Here is a 23,022-nt window from a genome sequence, read left to right on the forward strand (position 1 = left end):
GAGATTCACCACATCAACAAGCTGAAAAATCTCAAGGGAAAGGAACAATGGGAGCGGGCTATGATTGCCCGCAAACGAAAAACTTTGGTAGTTTGCAAGTCCTGCCATAATGGAATTCATCATTCGTCATAGCGTAAATGGAAAGCCGTGTACATCGAGAGGTGTAAGCACGGTTTGGGGAGAGGGTGGAACAAACCTGTCGCAGTAATGCGGCAAGGCGGTACTTCCCTACTCTACATGAAGTTTCAAAGCATCGGCATACCGCCGGAGCAAGCGCAGTTTTTAGAAACGCGCAAGTTTCAGATTAATGAAATTGCCCGCATTTTCCGTATACCACCACATATGATTGGTGATCTTGAAAAATCCAGTTTTTCAAACATTGAACAGCAGTCGTTGGAGTTTGTTATGTACACGTTGGACCCGTGGGTGGTGCGTTGGGAGCAAGCAATACAACGAGCTTTGTTTACTGAAAAGGAGAAACGACAGTATTTTGTAAAATTTAATGTTGATGGACTTTTGCGCGGAGATTATCAGAGTAGGATGAATGGCTATGCTGTTGGTAGACAAAATGGCTGGCTATCGGCCAATGACATTAGGGAATTAGAAAATTTAAACCGTATACCAGAAGATTTAGGCGGTGACTTGTATCTTATTAATGGAAATATGACTAAGCTAGCAGATGCAGGAGCCTTTGCTAATAATAAGACCACAAAGATGGAGGGAAACACATGAGAAAGTTTTGGAACTGGGTAAAAAATGAAGCAGGTCGTACTTTACATTTTGATGGATATATTGCGCAAGACAGCTGGTTTGATGATGACATTACGCCAAAGAAATTTAAAGCAGAGCTTACTACATCGACAGACGATATCGCAGTTTGGCTCAATTCCCCAGGTGGCGATGTGTTTGCTGCCAGTCAAATCTATACCATGCTTAAAGAGTATGAAGGAAAAGTAACCGTTAAAATTGATGGTATTGCTGCGAGTGCAGCATCGGTTATTGCTATGGCAGGCGATGAAATTGTGATGTCGCCAGTTGCCATGATGATGATTCATAATCCGGCCACCGTTATCTTTGGAGAAGCAGGCGATCTTGCCAGTGGGATTAAGATGCTAACGGAAGTTAAAGAGAGTATAGTTAATGCATATGAAGAGCGGACTGGGTTATCACGAAGTAAAATTTCAAACATGATGGATGCAGAAACTTGGTTCAGTGCGAAAAAAGCAGTAGAACTTGGTTTTGCAGATAAAATCCTCTATGCACCTGAAGAAACGTCAGATGTAGCAGAGGGTTTTATTTTTGATCGAGTTACTGTCACAAACTCTTTTCTGCGCAAGCTTCCCAAGGAAACTGTGAAGGTAGAAGCAGCGATTGTAGGTACTTCACATCAAGAGCTAATGAAACGATTAGAACTTTTAAAATAACGTAAACAGGGGGAATATGCATGAATAAAATTTTAGAACTACGTGAAAAACGCGCCAAGCTTTGGGATAGTACCAAAGCTTTTTTAGATTCTAGGAGAAGTGAAAATGGTCTTTTATCGGCAGAAGATACAACTACCTATGAAAAAATGGAAACCGATGTCGTCAACTTAGGCAAAGAAATTGATCGCCTAGAGCGCCAAGCTGTTTTGGATTTAGAGCTAGCTAAACCAACGAGCGCTGCTATTACCCATCGTCCTGAACAATACCAAGAAACAGAAAAAATTGGCCGAGCATCTAATGAATATAAATCTGCGTTCTGGAAAGCTATGAAGAATAAAAATAGCTTTGAAGTGCAAAATGCTTTGCAAGTCGGTACCGATAGCGAAGGCGGGTATTTGGTGCCCGATGAATTTGAGCAAACCTTAATAGAAGCGCTGGTAGAGGAGAATATGTTTCGGCAGTTAGCCAAAGTAGTCACCACTTCCTCAGGCGATAAAAAAATTCCTGTCGTGGCTGCGAAAGGAACTGCTTCGTGGGTTGATGAAGAAGGGGTAATTCCTGAGTCTGATGACACGTTTGGACAAGTTTCTATTGGAGCCTATAAGCTGGCCACAATGATCAAGGTCTCGGAAGAACTGCTAAATGATAGTGTGTTTAATTTAGAGCAATATATTGCCAAGGAATTTGCCCGTCGTATTGGATCCAAAGAAGAAGAAGCCTTTTTCATCGGCGATGGAAACGGCAAGCCAACAGGGATTTTCAATGCTGCTGGGGGTGCAGGAGTTGGTGTTACCACTACAAGTGTATCAGGCATTTCCTTTGATGAAATTATGGACCTTTTCTATTCACTCAAATCGCCGTATCGTAAAAATGCTGTGTTTGTGACCAATGATGCAACGGTTAAGGCTATTCGCAAATTGAAGGATGGCAACGGGCAATACCTCTGGCAGCCATCTGTGACAGCAGGACAGCCGGATACTATATTGAATCGTCCACTTAAAACTTCGGCGTATGTCCCTGTGATTGCTTCTGCAGCTAAAACCATTGCATTTGGTGATTTTAGTTACTATTGGGTGGCAGATCGCCAAGGCCGATCCTTCCAACGTCTCAATGAACTCTATGCTGCAACTGGTCAAGTTGGTTTCAAGGCAACGCAGCGTGTGGATGGAAAACTAATCTTAAATGAAGCCATTAAAATCTTGCAAATGAAAGCATAGCGAGGTGTGGAGTTATGACAACGAAAAATTATGCTGAGCAAGGCGGAGATAAATGGGTAGTGAAAGGGAAACTTGAAATTGATCAAGAAGGGCAGCTTTCTCTAGCTGGCATTCCGGTAAGCCATGCGATATGGCAAGCGCATAGTTCGGCCACTACTATAGCTGAACTAAAAAGTGATTTTAATTCACTATTGGATAAATTACAAAGTGCAGGCTTAATGGAGAAAAATTATGGCGAATGAGCCGACACTAGAAGAAATCAAAAACTATTTACGTATTGATGGCGAGGAGGAGGATACCCTTCTCGCTATGCTTTTAATAACAGCTAAAGAGCATTGTGAAAATTATTTAAATGAAGCGTTACCGGAAGAACTGCCAAGCCCGATTAAACAGTCTTTATTAATTTTGATTAGTCATTTTTACGAGGAGAGGACTGGAGAAAATATTCCGATAGTCGTGTATGCGCTCCTTGGTCCATATCGTCAGTTAAAATGGTAGGTGTTTGCAATGAATCCAGGTGTTAGAAACTGCAGGGTGGTTTTAGAACGTTTATTAAAAGTGCCAGATGATAGTGGGGGTTATGCTGAGGAATATCAACCATACGGTAAGGCTTGGGTGCAGTTTTTACCTGTGCGCAGTAGTAAAAACGAGCAAGCAGAACAAATGCAATTTCAGGCAACCTATGAGGTTGTTTTGCCTTATCGCAAAGATGTTCTTTTAAAAGACCGCATTTTCTATCAAAATCGCTATTTTTACCAAACGGCTCCGGCCGTTAATGTGGAACAGAAAAAGGCATATCTCAAACTAACGGTAGAGGAGGTTTTTATGCATGAGTAAATTAACACTGCGAGTAGAAGGTATGCAGCGTACTTTATCACATTTTGATTTAATGGCGCACGGTGTTAGTCAGGTTATTGACGAAACATCAAAGGAAGGGGCAAAAAAAGTTCAGATAAGAGCGAAAGAACTGGCACCAAAAAAGACCGGTAAATTACGTAAAAGCATAAAAAATCGCAAAGGAAAATACGGGATTACTCATATTGTTCGTCCGAGGTCTAATATCGCTCATCTACAAGAATATGGTACAAAAAAAGGTGTAAAATCCAAGCGATTCATGCAAAAAGCGCGTGAGCAAATTGTGCCGGGTGTGCAACGAGATATTTTGAGTAAAGTAGAACAGGCGGTGCGCCGCTAAATGAAACTTTTAACATTAAACAGAGCGCTTTTTGAACGTTTGCGTCACTGTGAGGAGTATCCAGTCTTTGATAGTGTACCGGAAAATCGAAAAATGCCATATATCGTTTTAGCAGAAACGAACGCGCAACCTTGTAACACAAAAACTACCGTAGGCCTTATTGTTACGGCAGGTATTTTACTTTATTCAGATTATAAGGGCGATAAAGAAATCAATCATATGGCTGACCTTATCGTTAAACTTTTGGAAACGGAAACTTTTGATTTGGGTGAAACGTGGGTAGTGATAAGGCAGGAGCTTAATGAATGTAAGGTGGAGCGTTTAGAAGAATATAGAGAAGGTAGCATTAAGCTACAATTAAAAATTTACAAGAGGTGATTAGATGTCGATTCCAGTAGATGGCGTGGATTTTTTGCTATATATTAACACGGGAACAGAGCTTGAACCGGTATGGTCGGTTTTAGGGGGACAAAGAGGAGCTACGTTTAAACGACAAGCTGATGAAATCGATGCTAGTTCTAAAACCTCAAAGGGCTGGAAAGATACCATTCCTGGCCTTCGTTCTTGGGGGATTGAAGCGGATGCCCTGGTCTTAGAAGATGATGCAGCATTTGATAAATTGGATGATTGCTATATGAATCGCAATCCAGTGCAAGTTCGCTATGCGCGAAAGGATGGTTCGAAATGGGAAGGGAAAGCCACTATTACAGACCTTTCGGAAGAAACACCTCATGATGATGTGGCAACCTACAAATTGACATTGTCAGGAATTGGTGCGCCGATTAAAACAATGGCATAAGAGGAAAGGGGAAATATGCAAATGACAACTTCAGTGTTTATTACCTTAGGCGGCAAAGAGCGTCGTCTAAAATATGATATTAATGCGGCCGCCGAGATGGAAGAATTGCTCGGTGGCCGTTCTTTACTCTTTATCTTAGGTAATCCGGCATCAGCTGGCTTTTCTGTTATGCGCACGTTACTGTGGGGCGGGTTAAAGCATGCGGAAAAAGGACTTACTTTGCAACGTGCGGGACTTTTGATGCAGGAGTTTTTAGATGCAGGTGGTACACTCGAAGCACTAAGTGAAACCATTGGTGAAGCCGTTAGACGCTCGGGGATTTTAGGAAATTTAGGTGATTCAGAAGAATTACAATCTGGTGAAGATAGTGAAAAAAAGTAATAACTACAGTGGCGCAATGGATTGAGTTGATGGAGCCAATTGCTTACGGGGCGCTAGGCTTGACACCTTGGGAGTTTGGTAGCTTGACTGTTACAGAATTTCTGAAAATGGTAAAAGGTTATCAGTGGCGGCAAGAGCAAGAACGACTAGCCAGAGTGTATTTGGCTGTGCCAATCATTAACGCTTGCGCGCGAAATTTAAAAAAACCGATTACCCTAGAAACATTACTCGGGTACGCTCCACTAAAAAAGACGCAAGAAAAAGAAGAGCGAGAAAAATCGGGACAAGAGTTGAGAGACGAATTATTAATGCTCAAAAAGAAATGGGGTGAATAAATGGCTGGCAACCCATCTATGACTGTCGTCATTGGCGCAGATAACTCAGAGTTTTTGAAAAAAATCAATCAGACCCAGAGGGCACTGAAGAAAGGTTTAGGCGAAGAAGCGCTAGGGGCTTCTGAAGGTGCTTTGGGCAGTATTGCCGCACTGGCGGCAGGCTTGGGTGTATTGGGAATTGCCAGTGTTAAAATGGCTTCGGATTTTAAGGCTAATCAAAAAGCCTTTGGTGTGTTGTTAGGAGATGCACAAAATGCTGAGCAGTTTTTAGCTAATCTTGCCAAGTTTGCAGCAGAAACTCCATTTGAATTAACTGGATTGATGGAGGCTTCTAAAAAACTAATTGCTTTTAAATTTGATGTACAAGATATCATTCCAATTATGGCAGCAGTCGGAGATACGGCATCTTTATTGGGAAGTGGACAAGACGGAATCAATGGAATGGTCACAGCCCTTGGACAAATGCAAGCGAAAGGAAAAGTATCTGCCGAAGAAATGATGCAATTTGCTGAACGCGGTGTAAACGCATGGAAATACTTAGCTGATTCAATGGGGGTATCAACAGCGGAAGCCATGGAGAAGGTATCCTCTGGTTCAGTGTCCGCGCAAAAAGGAATTGAAGCGATTGTTAACGGTATGCAAAAGGATTTCAAAGGTGGGATGGAAAGTCTTAGTCAAGAAATACCAGGAATTTTATCGACCATTAAAGACAATGCCAGTGCAGTAGCCAAGCAAATGGGGGACCAGATCATCGCCGCTCTGGACTTGAAAGCACGGTTGCAAACAGTTGCAAATTACCTGACCTCTTTCGCTGATTATGTAAAAAATAACGGCATTAACCAAGCGTTAAAGAATATGATTCCCAAGGAAGTATCCTTAGCTGCATTTGTATTGGCAGGTGCGCTACTGGGTGCAGCAGTTCCTGCTATGGTTGTATTTGCGACTTCGGCATGGGCTGCACTAATACCCTTATTGCCTTTTATCGTAAAAGGTGCAGCACTGGCGGCTGTAGCATGGGTCATTTGGCAAGCTTGGCAACCCCTAGGTGATTTATTTTCCAATGCATGGACTACAGCACTAGCTTGGACACAACAAAAATGGGCTGAAATTAAAGTGGCTGTTTTTTCAGGTGTAAAGTATGTATTAGAAGCAGTACAGCCATTACTTTCTTTATTTGGTGGAGGTTTGCAAAATACTATTGCAGGTTGGATGAACTGCTTAGCCGATAACATTGCTGCAGCAGGACAAGAAGCTCAAAATGCACAAGTCCAGGCCGAGCAGGCGGCAACTAGTACTGCGGCTGCTTTAAGCGCGGTGGGCAATAGCCTGAAAGATGGGGCTGGAGCTATTGTCGAATCGGTCAGCGGTATCAATCGTGAGTTTACAGGGCTTCATGGAAAGGCTCAAGATATGGGCGCAGCCATGCAGGGCGTCGGTAGTGCAGGTGGAAACGCCTTAGATAAGTTGGCAACGAAAGTACAGCAAGTATCCGATGCAATTGCAAATGACTGGGTTCAAACTACAAAAACACAACTGGAGCAACTAGATATTTGGCTTTCTGAACAAGAGACAGCACTTTCTGAAACTAAGGATGCCAATGAAAATTATGAGAGAGATAAACAACGTTTAGCGGAAACATATAGTGAAAAACGACGAAAGTTGCTACTGGAAGAAAAGAAAACAGTGCTTGATCTGCAACGCAGTATGGCCGATTTGGCGCAGAAATTTAGTGATCAAAAGGTTAGCTTTACCTTTCAGGGAAGTAAAGCTCATAACTTTGATATTGCGAAAGACGCCCGCGAACAAATGCAAGATATGGAGCGCAACTTTATCGATCTTGCTATCAAATGGGAAACGTTAACGAAAAAAGAAAAAGATGTAATGCGGCAGGCTATGAAAGAAAATGGCATCCTCTTTGTAGAAACCGAAGAAGGGAAGATTTCATTTGCACAAGAAAGTGCTAATCGCCGATTTGAAATTGAAAGACAAGCTGCTGAAAAAGTTGCAGCGTACATTCGAGCAGGACAGGCATTGCAAGATGATCTTGATGCCGCACGTAAAGAAGGTGATTTAACGCGCTATGCGGCGCTATTGTCATCGGAATCGGCGCTATTTTCTCAAGATTTGGCGGCACGGCAAGAGATGATTGATGTCTACTATGCCTTGTGGACTGAATCGCATCGGACAGCAATGTCCTATATGGCAGAAGGTATTAAAGGATTATATAGTGGAATGACAACTTTTTTTAGTGATGTTTTATCAGGCAATAAAACTATTGGTCAAGCGTTTCAAGATTTAGGCAAGAGCGTTTTGCAAATGATTGCTCAAATGGCCGCAAAATGGATTGCCAGTAGAATTATGATGGCTACTTTCGGAAAATCAATGCAGGCAGGAGAATTGGCTAGTGCTGCAGCTATAGGAGCTGGAGTAGCTGCTGCATGGGCTCCAGCAGCGGCAATGGTATCCTTAGCAACACTCGGTGCGAATGCAGGGCCAGCTATGGCTGGTATGTCGGCTACTGCCGGAGTTGCGATGGGATTAGCAGGCATTCCGGCTCTTGCATCAGGTGGTATTACTACAGGACCTACGCTTGCACAAATTGGTGAAGGGCATCGTCAAGAAGCAGTATTGCCGTTAGATCGAAAGTTATTTGAGCGGTTAGGGCTGAGTAATAACTCCGAAGAGCAGGTGCAAGGAGACAGTTATCACATTACAGTACAAGCTTGGGATGGTCCAAGCGTAGATCGCTGGTTGGATGCCAATGGACATCGCTTGGTAAAAGCGGTTAAAAGGCAGGCGCGAGCCTTTAACGTTGCCGCCGAGGTAGGAGGATAATATGAGCTTTCCGGTTTTTCCCATCCTTCCAAGTATGGAGTGGAACAGTAAGAAAACACAGCGCTGGAATACTAAGGTGCAAAAAACAGGCAGTGGTAAGAGAAAGGCAATGACAACATGGAGCTACCCTGAGTGGCGCATTCAATGTAGCTATAAAGCGTTAAGCGAGAAAGAAATAGAACGAGTTGCAGGATTTTGCGCTGTAGTTCGAGGAGGACTGCAGCCTTTCTTATGGCTTGATCCTGAAGATTATCAGCAAACCAATGTATATCTTGGTTCGGGCGATGGCGAAAAAACAGAGTTTCAGCTATTAAGAAACTTTGATGATATCTATGTTGAACCCATTCGAGATGTTGTTTTAGGCAGTTTGCAGGTATTTTGTAATGGCAAGGCTGTTATGCATGAGCTTTTGCAGAATGGTGGTATTAATATGGCAGCGCCGCCAGCGAAAGGGGCGCGAGTAACCGCTAGTTTTCAATATTATTGGCGTGTTGCATTTGAAGACGATGCCTTAGAGTGGAATAATTTTTGGTATGGATATTACAAGTTAAATCAGATCAAGTTGGTGACAGTCAGATGAAGAGTGCTTCACAAGAACTTCTGGATTATTTACATCAACGAGACGTTTTTTATATGTGTGACTTATATGAGTTGCGTTTGGAAAATGGATTGGTATTTCGTTATGCTGATTATGATCAAGACATTCGTCTATCGGCAAACGATGGTCGTATCTTTAGCTCAAAAGGTCCAGGGTTTAAACGCAATCGTATCAAGCTGGCAGCTGGTGTGACCGTCGATACTCTGAATGTGACAGTGTATGTAGAAGAAAGCGATTGTATTGGCAATATACCACTACTGCATGTGGCACATAACGGTGGACTGGATTGTGCAAAATTGGTGCTATACCGATGTTTCATGGATATGCCTGGAGTAGTAATCGATATTGTCGAAATGTTTTCTGGTGAAATTGATGTTGAAGAAGGCGGTGGACTAAGCATGACTTGGAAAGTGAAAAGCAGTGTTCAACGGTTAAATGTCTTATATCCAACGCGAAACTATTATCCAAGCTGCCCATATTCTCTCTTTGACGCAGGTTGCGGTTTGCGTTTAGAGACTGTAATCAAAGAAGGAAAAATTACCGCAGTGGAAAGTGCTCAGGCATTTTATATTGATATAGGATATGACCGTGGATTTTACGACCAAGGCGGCATTGAATTTCTAAATGGCAATTTGTCTGGTGTTACGCTGCCGATCAAATATTCTGAAACAAAAGGCAAGGTTACCACTTTGCTACCTTTATCTACACTACCAGCGGTAGGAGATGCAATTCGGGTTTTTCCGGGATGTGACAAGCAGCCAACTACTTGTAAAAATAAGTTTCATAACTTCAGTCATAATAGGGCTACACCATATATTCCTCTGCCAGAGGCTATTATATGATAGCGTGGCAAGAACGAGTAAGAAGTGAAGCTCTTACCTGGCTCGGCACGCCATATCATCACCAAGGCAGAGTGAAAGGTGTAGGTGTCGACTGTGGGCAGATTCTCATTGCGATATATGAAAAAGCCGGAATTTTACCCATTGGTGAATGCGAGCCTGGTTACTATCCGGCGGATTGGGCTCTGCACAATAATGAAGAAAAATATCTGGCATGGGTGCAAAAATACTGTGATCCTGTATCAGAAGCGCAGGTTGGAGATATTGTACTTTTTCAGTTTGGGCGTTGCATTAGTCACGCGGGCATTGTAATTGAGTGGCCGATTATTTTGCATTCTTTTATTCAGCTTGGAGTCATTTTATCAAGTATTCATGAAACCAGTTTATGTGATAAACGCGGGCGAAGTAGAATGCGCGCTTTATATAGACCGAGGATAAAGGGGTGAATGTATGGGTGGACTTTTTGGCGGTGGCAGTACAACGGTTAATGAGGAAAATAAAGTTGGCAGTTTTCAAATCAACCAAGCAACCTATGGTGCTACAGTCAGTCTGGTTCTTGGTACCACCCGCATTTCCGGTAATGTGATTGATTGGTATGATTTTGCCGCCATAGCCCATGAAAGTAGACAACATGCTGGAAAAGGCGGCGGAGGCTCAACGGTTGTTAATATTAGCTATACCTATCAGGTAGCCGTCTTGATTGGACTTTCAGAAGGAAAAATCGATAAGGTGGGCCGAGTGTGGAGAGATAAAGAACTTCTAAGCAATATATCGGCCGCAGGCTTTTCTTTGTTTTTGGGAGAAATCGGGCAAGCTCCTTGGAGTTATACCATGGCGAAACACCCGGAACGTGCTCTGCCATATAGTGGACTAGCTTATGTAGCGGGAGTGGTGGATTTAGATAGTAATGGGAGTTTACCGCAACTGAATTTTGAAGTGCAAAGCATAATGGGGTTGTCAAATGATGGGCTGGATGTAAATCCAGCAGATGCCTGCCAATTCATTATTACGCATCCCTTGCAGGGAATTGGATTTGGCAGTGGCAATATTGATACGGCAAGCTTAAAACGCTTTCGAACGTTTTGCCAAGCTGCCAATCTTTTTATTTCTTTGCCATTGACTGAGCAGCGTGAAGCCTACCAAATTATTAAAGATATTTGCGAGGCTACCAATACCATACAGTTTTGGAGTCAAGGCAAGTTAAAGTTTGTGCCGCGCTGTGATGAGCGGCTTGAGCACAACAATGTTGTATTTGAACCTGATATCGTCCCTTTATATGATTTGTCAGAAGAAGATTTTCTAGATTTAGAGGATGGAAAACTTCTGCAGTTTTCCCGTGAAGACTCGGTGGATGCGTATAATCACGTATCGGTTGAATTTATTAATCGAAGCAATCAATATAAAGAAGAATTAGCAGAATTTAAAGTGCAGGTCGATATAAATCGGCGAGGGCTTCGTTCTGCACCAAAAAAAGAACTTCATTATATTCATACAAAGGCGCGAGCGCAATATATCGCTAGCCTGTTAGCAATGGATAGCTTGTATGGGCGTACCACGTATAAATTTCGGCTAGGGTGGAGCTATTGTCTGTTAGAGCCTGGCGATTTTGTTACCTTGACAGAAAAGAGTATTGGGATCAATAAAAAACCGGTTATTATTGATTCTATTGAAGAAGATGAGGATGGTGCGTTAGAAGTTGTTGCTAAGGAACGGCCGCCGGGAATTTACAGCCCTGCCAAATATCAAACCAGCCAAGAAACACCTCGTGTGGGTTTAGATTATAATGCCGATCCAGGCAGTATTGCACCTCCAGTTATTTTTGAAGCACCACCCGCTTTGATTGACGGTGGTTTAGAACTTTGCGTAGCTGTCTGTGGAAAGAACGCAGTTTGGGGTGGCGCTAATATCTGGGTTAGCTATGATGCAAATACCTATCGTAAAATTGGCATGGTTACGGCACCAGCTCGAGTAGGCAAGCTTGCAAGAAGTATAGGTGCAGAGAAACAGGCAGGGCCACTTGTAATTTCCCTATATGATGCGCAGGGGAAAATTTTAAGCGGAACAGAGCAAGATGCAGATTTAAAGCATACGCTCTGCTATGTTGATGGTGAGTGGATTGCTTATGCGGGTGCTGTTTTAGGAGAGAACAACATTTATTCTTTATCCGGGTTACGCCGTGGCTTGTATGGATCGCAGCTGCAAAAACATGCAGAGAACACTTCGTTTGTGCGTATGGATAGTAATGTTTTTCATTATCCGTTTCGAGTTGAAGACATTGGGCAGAAAATATATATCAAATTTACTAGTTTTAATGTCTTTGGTGTAGGTGTACAAGAACTTGATGAAGTGGAGCCGTATTCCTATACGATTCGCGGGGCAAGCGAGAGCCTTCCGCAGATGTCTTTTTCTATCGTGCAAAATAAAGAACAGCTTCTTGTAACCTTGGATAGAAGTTTTGTAGATGCAAATTACAATAGCTTTTTTTCCTATGAGCTGCGGCAAGGAAGCAGTTGGGAACAAAGTGAGAGGATTGGCGTGTTTACTAGCTCTACCTACTCTTTTGCAGCGACGGAGGAAGGAACGCTGACGTATTGGCTAAAAGCCATTAATACAAATGGAATTTACGCTGCAACGGCTAGTCAGTGCATTGTTAATGTCATTGATTTGCCTAATCGCAATATTTTACTTGAGAGGTATGTGCCTGTTGAAGCGTGCCAAATCACCAATATGTATCCAAACAATAGCGGCTATTCTTTACAGTCACAAAAACTGTTAAAGGATTATTTGCGTTTTTTTGATGCCTTTAACGGAATGCCATTACTTCGAGATGATGCGTATATTGAACTGCCGGTATTGGATTTAGGTGAAAATATTATGGATCAAGGATGTTACTGGGTCGACGAGTCCGGCATCTGGCATGTAAAGACGAAAGAATGCCTTAAGGATTATAATCACTTTTTTAGCATTTTTCGTTCAGAAGTGCAGTATGTTTCGCCTTCTTTTGCGTTACAGACCTTTGCCCGAATTGGTGTATCGTATGAGCCTAAGAAAAATATTCGTATCGAGGTTGAATACCGAGCCAGCGTAGACTCAAAGGTATGGGATGCTTGGCAGCCTAGCAGTAAAAATCAATTTTATGGAAGATATGTACAAATTCGCGTACGGCCGATTTCTCTCGATCAAGTGAGCAATACAACTGTAAAGGGTGTCAATGTAATGATTGACGTGCCAGATATCGAAGAGCGGATTACCAACGTGTATATACCAGCGGAGAAAACAAGAATTTCTTTTAGGCTTCACTATACAGAATCACCGAGTATTGGAGTTTTTTCGCAAAATGAGAAAGGCGAGCAAACTACCTGGCGAATTTCGAATATAAATACAAGCGGATTTGATATTGAGCTTCTTGATGTACAAGGCAATTTGATTGCCGGAAAACTGATACAAGCCATTATAAGGGGGTATTAAAGGTGGCAGTGCTAAATTTAGAAATGGGTCCGGAGGAAGCGGTTAGTGTCTTAAATGGACATGACCATGCGAGCGGAGTCGGAAAACCAATTTCTACCGAGGGGTTGGCTGACAAAGCCGTTACAAGAAATAAGCTAACGGAAAAAGTAATTGGTTCAGAGCAATTGGACGATCAGTCTATTGGAACTACACATATTCAGCAAGGTGCAATCACGAAGGAGCTTTTGGCAGCAGGACTTTTAAATCAAGAACTTTCTAGCAAGGTCTTAGGACAGAAGAATTTTATTGTTTCCGGTATGGATATACAAGTTGATTTAATGAATGGCGCACCGTTACTCAAAAATCCTGGAGGAAAGGTAAATCTTGCCGAGCAATATATCGATGTTGCTGCATCCACGATACCTCTGACTGCTACTCCTAGTAGCGGGATAGTATATTGCCAAAAAGAAATTAGTAAAGAAGTTTGCGTAAGAACAGTCCAGTTTAAATGGCCTGTTTTAGATAATATGGTTGTTCATCATTATGAGTTTGATGATACAGGAACTGTGGTTAATGATAAAACTGCAAATCAAAACAACTTGATTGCTGGTGGAACAAAAGCTGATGAAGTAGAGCGGGTAGCGGGAAGCTTGGGGTATGGTAGAAAAATATCGGTGAATTCAAACCTGCTATCGCAAGGAAATGTATGTGATTTCAATCAAACGAAAAAAATAGCTATTCTCGCTGATTTTATCTATAAGGATTATAAAAGTACAACGACTGCCAATTTTATGATTGCTTCGCTGAATGGCTTTTATTTTAGGGTATATAACTCGACGGGAGAGCTATATTTACACTATTGTGGTTGGTCAGGGGCTGAGTTTAGCTTAAACTATTTCTTGCGGCCTGGCATGCGCTACCAAATTGTACTTTCTTATGACAATGAGCAACTGATTATCTATATTAATGGGGTGGTCTGGTGGAAAGCAAAGCTGCAAAATGCGGCCATGCCAACTGTAAGTAAGCTTGGAGTATTAAACCATTATGACGGAAATTATCGTGCGGATAAATCAATAATGAATTTCTTGCAAATTAGAAAAGATGTACTGTCAGCAGAAGAATGGGCCAAGCTTGCTACACAAACTGGAATTCCGTGCGAGTACATCGATTATATGGCAACTACTCCAGATCTTTCGAGTGAAACAGAAGAATGGCATGAATGGCGATTTGATGAATGTAGCGGAAACTTAGCAAATGATACTTCTAGTGTTGGAACGTTGTATCCGGGAACAGCACAAAACTGTCCCATCATAACAAGTACTGTCGGACTTGGTTATGCAAGGCGTTTTACGGGAGTAGGCGCGATTTCTCGACTTGATATAGGAAATTTTAAATTTCCGGCAAGCTTTGGATTTTTTGCGTTACTGGAAGCTAGGGCGCTTGACTCATATCGGACACTTTTTTCTAACTATAATGGCTCAAAAGGGAATATCTTATATGTGAGCTATAACGGCAGTCGGTGTATTGGAGCATATGCATCTGGTACAGGCACAACCGGAGGAGGTGTGGCAGCGACAATACAAATTCCCGATAATGCTCCGGCTGTTGTTGGTTTTGTTTTTGCAGATGGTGGACTGTATTTATATTCAGATAGAACAGAACCAGAATTCATTCCAAACTTTACTGCAAATGCTGTAGATAATTTAGCGGCTTGTTTTGGGGTATACCCTAATAATAACAGTTACCCTTTTATTGGCGATTTACATCATGCTTTGATGTTGTATCGAAAACCCAGTGAGGCGGAAATAAAAAATATTTTTTCTTGCCTTAAACGTAGAGTATATGTGAATATAGCTGATGATATTCTACCAACAGATGCTATTTCTTTAGGAAACTTTCAAAACGATGGACAAAAAGCAAAGTTTGATTCATCGCCCTGCTGGGGTGTGAAAAGCAATCCCTTTTGTGTACCGCGTAGCAAGTTCATGGGCTGGCAGTGGGTAACAACGAGTAATAATTATTACTGGGAAAATCCGTTTCGCTCACAACGAATCAAGGTAACTTTGTTTTATAAACGTTATATGTGGGACAATGCCTATTCTGTAGTAGATAGCATGTATAACTCTTCAAATGGATATGCATATGGCTGCTATATTAATCAAATATGTAATGAGTATATTCGTGTTTATACAGGGCAAGCCAGTGTCATTTGGAATCAACTTTCACCAAAAGACAATGATGGTTCTGTTGGGTGGTATGGATGTTTAGTGGAGGCGATTGATGATGTTATGGTACAAACCTCAGAATTTAGAGCTTAGAAGCTGGGAACCGGGGCTTGATGAAGAAGGTTGGGAGGTTGTTGATGATTTTTTTGTCCCAGCCCTACCGCTTGAAAACCTTAAAACAAAGAAAAAAGAAGAATTAGTGCAAGCGGCTGCAAGTGCTTATACAGAAGGGTTCTGGTCAAAAGCCACTGGCGAAACGCTATTTTATGATAGTGAAGTGGAAGATCAACATATTCTGGAGAGCCTTTATAATCGAGCGCAAGAAAAAGACTGGAAAACTACGGAACGATATAAAGGAATTTGCCCGGCTGGACAGGCTCCGATTCGTGCCAGAAAAGAAGTGGAAGGGGAAAAAACAGTCTGTTTTCATACAAAAGAACAGCTTATGCAGTTGGGTAGAGACTTGGAAACTCATATTACAGCGGTAAAGTTAAAGCATTGGAGGTTGCAGGAAAGATTGCAGGTAGCAGAAAATGCTCAAGAAATTGAACAAATCACCTGGAACGAAAAGGACTAACTTCGTTTCAGGTGATTTGTTTTTCTAAGACAAATATTTGAAGAGGAGAGGGATAAGATGGATTATACGCAAATAGAACTGCGCATTATGGCTCTATTTTCAGGCATAGGAGCAGCGTTTTCTTTTCTAGTTGGCGGTGTTGATAAGCTTGTTACGGCACTTTTGATTTTTGTAGCACTAGATTATTTGACGGGGTTAATTGCGGCATGGAAGACGGCAACGCTTGATAGCAAAAAAGGATTTGACGGGATCAAACGTAAGTTTGTCATGTTAATTATCATTATTATGGCGCATTGGATTGATGTTAGTATTTTTGGTATTAGCACTTGCCGATCTATGGTAATATTTGCATATTTGGGAAACGAAGGACTTAGTATTATCGAAAATCTAGATCGTATGGGATATAGCGAATATATTCCACTATTTATTCGCGACAAGCTAATACAGCTTCGTAAAGAAAAAAAGTCATTGAATGACAGAACGTAGCAGATTGATATTGAATAGGGGGAGTAAAGATGAGAGTAGTAATAGATCCAGGCCATGCGGGAAGAAATATTGATCCGGGTGCTGTAAACAAAACAACAGGTTTACAAGAAGCAGATATTGCACTAAGCGTTTCACGTCTAGTAGAAAAATATTTGCGTGCAGTAGGCTATGAGGTGAAACTAACCAGAACTGACTTCGAACAAGTAGAAACGGATGATTTAAGCTATCGGACAACTTTGGCTAATGACTGGAGTGCCGATATTTTTATTTCACTTCATTGTAATAGTGCGACAAATCAAAAAGCAAAAGGCTATGAGGTTTGGACTTCGCCAGGCAACACATGCGGAGATAAACTTGCAACTTGTGTATATGGAAAAATCGCTGAGGAGTTTCCAGATCGTGCAGGCAGAGCAGATTACTCTGACGGTGATCCTGATAAAGAAGATCGATTTTATGTGCTCAGTTATACAGAAGCTCCGGCTTGTTTGGTTGAGATGGCATTCATTTCAAATGATGAAGAAGCCGCTTTGTTGGTTGATGCTAAATGGCAAGATAGATATGCTAGGGCAATTGCACGAGGGGTGACTGATTATTTTTTAGAACAGGAGGGATAAGGTGTGGTTAAAATATTCCAAATGTTTAATAAAAACAAGTGGATGATGCTGAGTGTTGTTTCCTTCCTAATAATATTTACAATATTGTACTGGTTTTGGCAACGAACTCAACAGGCAGAGAATCAATGCCGGCATGCGCTAGTGTTGAAGAAAGAAGAACTAGAACAGGAGCAGGTTTTACGCAGAGCGCTTAATATCTCACAGATGAATGCTAAGGAACTACAGGTGGCTTATGATGTAATGAAAACTAAGCCACCTGTTGCTAATTTTACCGTAAACGCACCATCACTGGAGGTCGCTTCTGAAAAGGTGGTGGAGAGGATTAATAAGCAAGATGCGACTTTGCCGCCCGCCGCGCTGGAAAAGACCGACCGGACGGCTGTGGTCAAAAACGATACGGACTATAAAGTGGACGTACTGAAGATTAATCTGGACAAATCTTGGGAACTTTCCGCAGGAGTAGGAAGCCACTGCGGTGATGCCTATATTCCGCTTGGGGTGCAGCGAAACTATGCTTCGCATAAGGCTGTGGCGGCGGAAGTGCATCTGGTGCCGGAAGAACTAGCGAGGGGAAAAATAAAGACCTCCGGTTGGGAGGTCAAGCATGTTTGGCGCTATTAAGGCGGCGGATACTACGCAAAGAAAATCTAAGATACAGGTCGGGCAGATAGCAATTTGTCCGGCCTATATTTTTTAATGTTTTCTGTTTGGATTGACTGATTATTTGACCTGGTAGAAACAGTTGCAATGCTTGACTTACAAGGCTTTTAGAGTGATATATGGTACTACCAAAAAGGAAAGGAGGTCGCATTATGCGAGTGAAAATTGTTACACCAAAATCAGAGTTGTTGGAAGTTAAAAAGCTTAAGGTATGTGCGTATGCCCGTGTATCATCGGATAGCTTGAAACAGGAAGATTCTCTTGAGAACCAGACTTCCACATATGAAAGGCTGATTTCATCCAACCCTGATTATGAGTTCGCGGGGGTGTATGCGGATCAAGGCATTTCAGGTTATTGTGAGAACCGCCCTGCATTCCAGTCGATGCTTGAAAAAGCAAAGAACCATGAGATAGATTTGATTATAACTAAGTCGGTTTCCCGTTTCGCTCGAAACACAGTCACTGTATTAAAGGTGGCAAGAGAACTGAAGGAACTTGGAATCGGGATTTTCTTTGAAGAACAGAATATCAATACTTTATCAGGGGACGGTGAGATGATGCTTGCCGTCCTCGCTTCTTTTGCTCAGGAAGAATCTAGAAGCATGAGCGAGAACAATAAATGGACAATGAAGAAAAAATTTGAGCGTGGTGAAATTATGGTGAATACCACCCGCTTCATGGGATATGACAAAAATGAATTCGGAGAGCTGGTCATAAACCGTGAACAGGCTAAGATTGTCCGCAGGATTTTTGATATGTATCTCAGTGGAATAGGGATGTTCCGAATTGCAGCTCTATTAAATGATGAGAACGTACCGACTATTACAGGCGGGAAGTGGTATGAAGGAACGATCAGAGGAATGCTCAAGAATGAAAAATACAAAGGTGATTGTATTCTTCAAAAGTATTACACCCCCGAAAACCGAAGGAATACAAGCGTTAGGAACAACGGTGAAGTCCAGAGTTATTATATTGAAGAAAACCATCCGGCTATTGTCAGCAAGGCAGAATGGGATAAGGTGCAGCAGATTATGCAAAGACACAAGGAACAGCGGAAAATTGCTGCGGATGGTACGGATAAGTACAAAAACCGCTACCCACTTTCGGGTATTCTCATCTGCCCTTATTGCGGTAAGGCATTAAGGCGAAAACAGGTATACAACAAGAGAATAGAATGGTGGTGTTCCACATATATTCACGATGGAAAAACTGCCTGCAAGGGCGTTAAAATATCGGACGAGGAAGCATCAAAACAGAATATCACAGAGCCTACTGTGGTTGAGGAGGTAAAAATAAATGGCGAGAAATATTACAGTTATACCAGTAAGGAAGAATTCGACAGGGGTATCAGAAATAAACCAAGCGACCGCCCAAATAAAGATGGCGGCATACTGCCGCGTATCCACAGACCAAGAAGAACAGCTATCAAGCTATGAGAATCAGGTGAATTACTACAAATCCTACATTCAGCAAAATCCTATGTACGAGTTTGCTGGCATATATGCAGATGAAGGAATTTCTGGTACGAATACGAAAAAGCGTGAGGAGTTTAATCGCATGATAGCTGATTGCAGAGCTAGGAAAATTGACCGTATCATCACAAAATCCATCAGCCGCTTTGCGAGAAATACACTCGATTGCCTGAACTATGTGCGTGAATTAAAGGAGCTTGGCATTGGCGTCATATTTGAAAAAGAAAACATAGATACTCTAGATGCAAAGGGAGAGGTGCTTCTTACGATATTGAGTTCCTTGGCTCAGGATGAATCAAGGTCGATCTCAGAGAACTCCACATGGGGTATTCGCCGACGATATGAAAGCGGAAAATTTGGTATGAGCACAAAGCGTTTTCTTGGTTACGACGCCGATGAGAATGGTCAACTAGTGGTAAACCCAGAACAGGCAAAAATCGTGGTAAGACTTTATGATGAGTATCTTTCGGGTAAAACAGTGGATTATATCAAGCGTACTTTTGAACGGGAGGGTATAAAAAACTGGAACAGAAAAACCGTGTGGCAAGCCACGACCCTGCAGAGCATGCTCTGTAACGAAAAGTACAAAGGCGATGCTATTTTGCAAAAAAGCTATACGGTAGATTTTCTAAGCAAGAAACGTGCAAAGAACCAAGGGGAAATTCAACAGTTTCATATTGAAGATAACCATGAGGCCATCATAGACCCTTTGATTTGGGAAGCAGTACAGCTTGAACAGGAGCGCAGAAGAAAATATATTGAAGAACACGGTACAAATTCATATTCTCACAAACCAGAAACAAATCCCTTTGCTGGCAAGATAGTCTGTGGAACTTGTAACCAATCTTATGCAAGGAAAGGCTGGAAAACAGGAGATGTATACCGTAAGGTTTGGCAATGCCAGGAACGATACAAAGTCAAAGGCGTATCAGGCTGCACGAATCGCCATATTGATGAAGAGGTACTTGAAGAGGCATTTAAGATGGCTTGGAACTTGTTGCTTAAAAATAGAGAGGAGACAAAAAAACGATGGCAGTGTTTTGCTGAATTTGGCAATCCCTTAGAGCAGTACAGAGCAGTGCAGTTTGCGGATATTACGGAGAATGCCAAGTACATCACGGATTTTGATACGGATTTCATGCTGAATACTTTGGACCACATCGCCGTTTTTGAAAGCGGGAAACTGGTTGTTGCTTTTATGGACGGGACAGAGATCGAATGTGGCGGCGAATAAACTAATCATATAATGGCGGCTGACTTGGAACGAAAACGTTCTGGCAGTCGCCTTTTTTTATGTGCAAATGGATAAAGTGGTCTTATTTACAAAATAAGTACAAATGTTTATACAAATATGTTTACAAATGTTATGGGCTGTGATATTCTCATGTTGAGGTGATGGAGATGGAAATCAACATTAACAGTTTGGTATCTATTGAAAAAGCAATGAACGAAGCCGTGGCTGTGTTTAAAACTGTTGATGATGTAGGTAAAGTAATTATTCTTAAAGACAATAAGCCGGCCTACATCATTTTAAAGTATGAAGAAAACACTGAAGTACCGGTTAGTGCCCTTGCAGCGAAGACCACACATACGTTACAAGAGGCTATGAAGATTGTATTGTCCGAAGCTACAAATCAAACGCTTCATGCCTCTGAATTAGCTGATATTATTTACGATAGAAGGCTGTATGTACAGAAAAATGGCGAAAAAGCCAAAGCCAATCAGATGAGAGCACGTTGCGGCCATTATCCGGAGATGTTCGAGGCATTGCCACGCAACTATATCAGGTTGAAATAGTCCTGGGCTATCACAAGATTAGGGAAAAGAACAATCCAAAATATAGTTTATTATTATATCTAAGGAGGACGTAATATGTCTTTTCAAACGCCGCTTACCATATGTGAAGTTATAAACGATGTTCATTCAAAGAAATACTTGCTGCCGTCCATTCAAAGAGAGTTTGTGTGGGGTCCAGAGCAAATAACAATGCTTTTCGATAGCTTAATGAGAAATTATCCAATAAATTCATTCTTATTCTGGAAAGTACCAAAAGAGAAAGCGTCAGAATTCAAGTTCTATGAATTTTTACGTGATTATCATCAAAAGGATAACAAGCATAATCCTAAAGCAAACATTAGCGGAAGCGATGATGTAATGGCCGTACTTGATGGGCAACAGCGATTAACGTCTTTGTACATAGCGCTTAAGGGAACATATGCCAACAAGATCGCATATAAAAAATGGGACAACCCTTTGGCTTACCCGAAAAAAAAATTATATATCAATCTACTGGGAGCGCCTGAGGATATTTCCTACAAGTATGAGTTCGAGTTTTTAACTGAATCAGAGGCTACCGAGCAGGATGACGACCACCACTGGTTTCCGGTTGGAAAGATACTGGACTTAAAAGAGCTATCGGATGTAATGGATTATCTTATAACATCCGGATTAGCAGCCAATCCCGACAAGGAAAAAGCGCAGTGTGCCAATAGAACATTATCAAAGCTGCACGCTGTCATACATGTGAATAGGATTATTAGCTACTATCTTGAGCAAAGCGCAGAACTTGATAAGGTGCTTAATATCTTTATTCGTGTAAACAGTGGCGGCACAACGCTAAGTTATTCTGATTTGCTTTTATCTTTTGCAACTGCCCAATGGGAAACAAGAGATGCCCGTGAAGAGATCAACGAATTTATTGATGAAATAAATCAAATCGGCAGAGGTTTCAATATTAGCAAAGATATTGTGCTAAAAGCCTGTCTGGTACTTTGCGATATTTCGGATATTTCATTTAAGGTTGATAATTTTAACCGCACTAATATGCTCTTGATTGAAAAAGAGTGGGATAACATAACAAAGGCTATCCGTGATGCAGTTACCCTTATCAGTAGTTTTGGGTTTAGCAGAGAAAATATAACATCTAACAACCTGATGATTCCTGTGGCATATTATCTTAAAACTATTGGTTTACCTAATAATTTTGAAACCTCGACATCAAGAATAGGGGATAGAAAAAATATTAAGCTGTGGTTTGTATCTGCTTTATTGAAGAGGGTATTTAGTTTTGCTCCAGATGGCGTGTTGAAACCTGTTAGAGAAATCATTAAAACTCAATCAGCGAATGGATTTCCAGTTGATGCTATTTTTGCCCAGTTCAAAGGTACAAATCGTGCATTGCAGTTTACAGATGATGATATCAATAATCTTCTTTATTCCAAATATGGGCATGGCGATACATTAGTTATTCTTTCAATCCTGTATCCTTGGGCCGATTTAAAGCATAATTTTAATGTTGATCATATGTTCCCTAAGAGTGAATTTACAGCTAAGAAATTGAAAGCAAAAGGTGTACCAGATAGCAAAGTTGATGATTTTATTGCAAATCACAATTATATTGGAAACCTCCAGCTACTTGAGACAATACCTAACATTGAGAAGAAGGCAATGGATTTTGATGCCTGGTTAAGCCAAAAGGTTCCTGCTGGTGAACTTCCAGATTATAAGAAAAAGCACTATGTTCCCAATGTAACTCTTGATTTTAGCAGCTTTGACGTATTTCTTGAAGAACGTGAAAAACTTCTTATTAAAAAATTGGAAACCGAGTTGCGCAACTGATAGGGGACAAGTAATAGAGTCTTTTGCATAACTAGTATTTTTAAAAAACAACGCGACATAATACGCCGAAAGATGCTCCGCCAGGTTCTCAAGAATGCAATTCAGCTTTCCGCTATAAAGCCTGGTGGAACTGCAGCTAAAAAAGGGCAGACTACTCCCGTTATCGCTTAAAACGGAGTTTTTTATCCGTTAAGCGGCCTCTTTTTTCTGCTTTTGGTTAGCACGAGCCATTGCAAGTAGCGTAACGCTGCAAAGCAGCAAATGGACGTGAACCTTTTTTATTCCACAAACGTTCGGTCG

At 41.5% G+C, this 23,022-nt stretch carries 25 protein-coding genes and 1 pseudogene; all 26 read left to right on the forward strand.

The features are described 5' to 3' along the window. Positions 1-12: 12 nt before the first annotated feature. Positions 13-132, forward strand: coding sequence for an HNH endonuclease (locus C508_RS20890; protein WP_479688667.1), 120 nt, complete (start codon positions 13-15; stop codon positions 130-132). Between the two features lie 6 nt (positions 133-138). Then, positions 139-732, forward strand: a pseudogene (locus C508_RS19000) (phage portal protein); the annotation flags it as partial. After that, on the forward strand, positions 729-1,424 hold the full coding sequence (locus tag C508_RS0116255; protein ID WP_018704632.1) for a head maturation protease, ClpP-related: 696 nt from the start codon (positions 729-731) through the stop codon (positions 1,422-1,424). The pseudogene C508_RS19000 and the gene C508_RS0116255, both read left to right, overlap by 4 nt. 20 nt (positions 1,425-1,444) lie before the next feature. Beyond that, a complete protein-coding gene (locus tag C508_RS0116260) occupies positions 1,445-2,641 on the forward strand; it encodes a phage major capsid protein (protein ID WP_018704633.1) in 1,197 nt (398 codons plus the stop codon). Positions 2,642-2,655: 14 nt separating this feature from the next. Beyond that, entirely contained in the window at positions 2,656-2,883 is a 228-nt protein-coding gene (locus C508_RS0116265) for a hypothetical protein (protein WP_018704634.1), read from the forward strand. After that, on the forward strand, positions 2,873-3,139 hold the full coding sequence (locus C508_RS19005; protein ID WP_018704635.1) for a head-tail connector protein: 267 nt from the start codon (positions 2,873-2,875) through the stop codon (positions 3,137-3,139). The genes C508_RS0116265 and C508_RS19005 overlap by 11 nt, the downstream gene beginning before the upstream one ends. A gap of 9 nt (positions 3,140-3,148) precedes the next feature. Next, entirely contained in the window at positions 3,149-3,478 is a 330-nt protein-coding gene (locus tag C508_RS0116275) for a phage head closure protein (protein ID WP_083928131.1), read from the forward strand. After that, entirely contained in the window at positions 3,471-3,836 is a 366-nt protein-coding gene (locus C508_RS0116280) for an HK97-gp10 family putative phage morphogenesis protein (protein ID WP_018704637.1), read from the forward strand. Before C508_RS0116275 ends, C508_RS0116280 begins: the two co-directional genes overlap by 8 nt. Next, the gene (gp17, locus tag C508_RS0116285) at positions 3,837-4,214 is read left to right on the forward strand and encodes a tail completion protein gp17 (protein ID WP_018704638.1); all 378 of its coding nucleotides are present in this window, start codon (positions 3,837-3,839) and stop codon (positions 4,212-4,214) included. Positions 4,215-4,218: 4 nt separating this feature from the next. Continuing rightward, positions 4,219-4,635, forward strand: a complete 417-nt coding sequence (locus C508_RS19010; protein ID WP_018704639.1) for a phage tail tube protein — start codon at positions 4,219-4,221, stop codon at positions 4,633-4,635. A gap of 21 nt (positions 4,636-4,656) precedes the next feature. Next, positions 4,657-5,016, forward strand: a complete 360-nt coding sequence (locus C508_RS0116295) for a hypothetical protein (protein ID WP_156817665.1) — start codon at positions 4,657-4,659, stop codon at positions 5,014-5,016. Positions 5,017-5,024: 8 nt separating this feature from the next. Further along, positions 5,025-5,351 carry a hypothetical protein gene (locus C508_RS0116300; RefSeq protein ID WP_018704641.1) on the forward strand — a complete coding sequence of 109 codons (327 nt, stop codon included), beginning with the start codon at positions 5,025-5,027 and terminating at the stop codon, positions 5,349-5,351. Next, positions 5,352-8,186 (forward strand): tape measure protein, encoded by a 2,835-nt coding sequence (locus C508_RS0116305; RefSeq protein WP_018704642.1) that lies wholly within the window; start codon positions 5,352-5,354, stop codon positions 8,184-8,186. Position 8,187: 1 nt separating this feature from the next. Then, on the forward strand, positions 8,188-8,766 hold the full coding sequence (locus C508_RS0116310; protein ID WP_018704643.1) for a DUF2460 domain-containing protein: 579 nt from the start codon (positions 8,188-8,190) through the stop codon (positions 8,764-8,766). Continuing rightward, a complete protein-coding gene (locus C508_RS0116315; protein WP_018704644.1) occupies positions 8,763-9,626 on the forward strand; it encodes a phage/gene transfer agent baseplate hub protein in 864 nt (287 codons plus the stop codon). The genes C508_RS0116310 and C508_RS0116315 overlap by 4 nt, the downstream gene beginning before the upstream one ends. Beyond that, positions 9,623-10,069 (forward strand): NlpC/P60 family protein, encoded by a 447-nt coding sequence (locus C508_RS0116320; protein ID WP_018704645.1) that lies wholly within the window; start codon positions 9,623-9,625, stop codon positions 10,067-10,069. Before C508_RS0116315 ends, C508_RS0116320 begins: the two co-directional genes overlap by 4 nt. A 4-nt stretch (positions 10,070-10,073) precedes the next feature. Next, positions 10,074-13,091 (forward strand): phage tail protein, encoded by a 3,018-nt coding sequence (locus tag C508_RS19680; RefSeq protein WP_018704646.1) that lies wholly within the window; start codon positions 10,074-10,076, stop codon positions 13,089-13,091. A 2-nt stretch (positions 13,092-13,093) separates the two neighbouring features. After that, complete coding sequence (locus tag C508_RS0116330; protein WP_018704647.1) at positions 13,094-15,388, forward strand: hypothetical protein; 2,295 nt, start codon at positions 13,094-13,096, stop codon at positions 15,386-15,388. After that, the gene (locus C508_RS19020) at positions 15,351-15,872 is read left to right on the forward strand and encodes a hypothetical protein (RefSeq protein ID WP_156817666.1); all 522 of its coding nucleotides are present in this window, start codon (positions 15,351-15,353) and stop codon (positions 15,870-15,872) included. The genes C508_RS0116330 and C508_RS19020 overlap by 38 nt, the downstream gene beginning before the upstream one ends. Before the next feature lie 57 nt (positions 15,873-15,929). Continuing rightward, entirely contained in the window at positions 15,930-16,358 is a 429-nt protein-coding gene (locus tag C508_RS0116340; protein WP_018704649.1) for a phage holin family protein, read from the forward strand. A gap of 29 nt (positions 16,359-16,387) precedes the next feature. Further along, entirely contained in the window at positions 16,388-16,972 is a 585-nt protein-coding gene (locus tag C508_RS0116345) for an N-acetylmuramoyl-L-alanine amidase family protein (protein WP_018704650.1), read from the forward strand. A 3-nt stretch (positions 16,973-16,975) separates the two neighbouring features. Continuing rightward, positions 16,976-17,593 (forward strand): hypothetical protein, encoded by a 618-nt coding sequence (locus C508_RS19025; protein WP_018704651.1) that lies wholly within the window; start codon positions 16,976-16,978, stop codon positions 17,591-17,593. A 191-nt stretch (positions 17,594-17,784) separates the two neighbouring features. After that, positions 17,785-19,068 carry a recombinase family protein gene (locus tag C508_RS20765; protein ID WP_018704653.1) on the forward strand — a complete coding sequence of 428 codons (1,284 nt, stop codon included), beginning with the start codon at positions 17,785-17,787 and terminating at the stop codon, positions 19,066-19,068. Then, complete coding sequence (locus tag C508_RS0116365; RefSeq protein WP_394349563.1) at positions 18,986-20,338, forward strand: recombinase family protein; 1,353 nt, start codon at positions 18,986-18,988, stop codon at positions 20,336-20,338. Before C508_RS20765 ends, C508_RS0116365 begins: the two co-directional genes overlap by 83 nt. Before the next feature lie 167 nt (positions 20,339-20,505). Continuing rightward, positions 20,506-20,901, forward strand: a complete 396-nt coding sequence (locus C508_RS0116370; protein ID WP_018704655.1) for a hypothetical protein — start codon at positions 20,506-20,508, stop codon at positions 20,899-20,901. Positions 20,902-20,976: 75 nt separating this feature from the next. Continuing rightward, on the forward strand, positions 20,977-22,722 hold the full coding sequence (locus C508_RS0116375) for a DUF262 domain-containing protein (RefSeq protein ID WP_018704656.1): 1,746 nt from the start codon (positions 20,977-20,979) through the stop codon (positions 22,720-22,722). The last annotated feature ends 300 nt before the right edge of the window (positions 22,723-23,022 follow it).

The organism is Anaeromusa acidaminophila DSM 3853 (assembly GCF_000374545.1).
GTDB lineage: Bacteria > Bacillota > Negativicutes > Anaeromusales > Anaeromusaceae > Anaeromusa > Anaeromusa acidaminophila.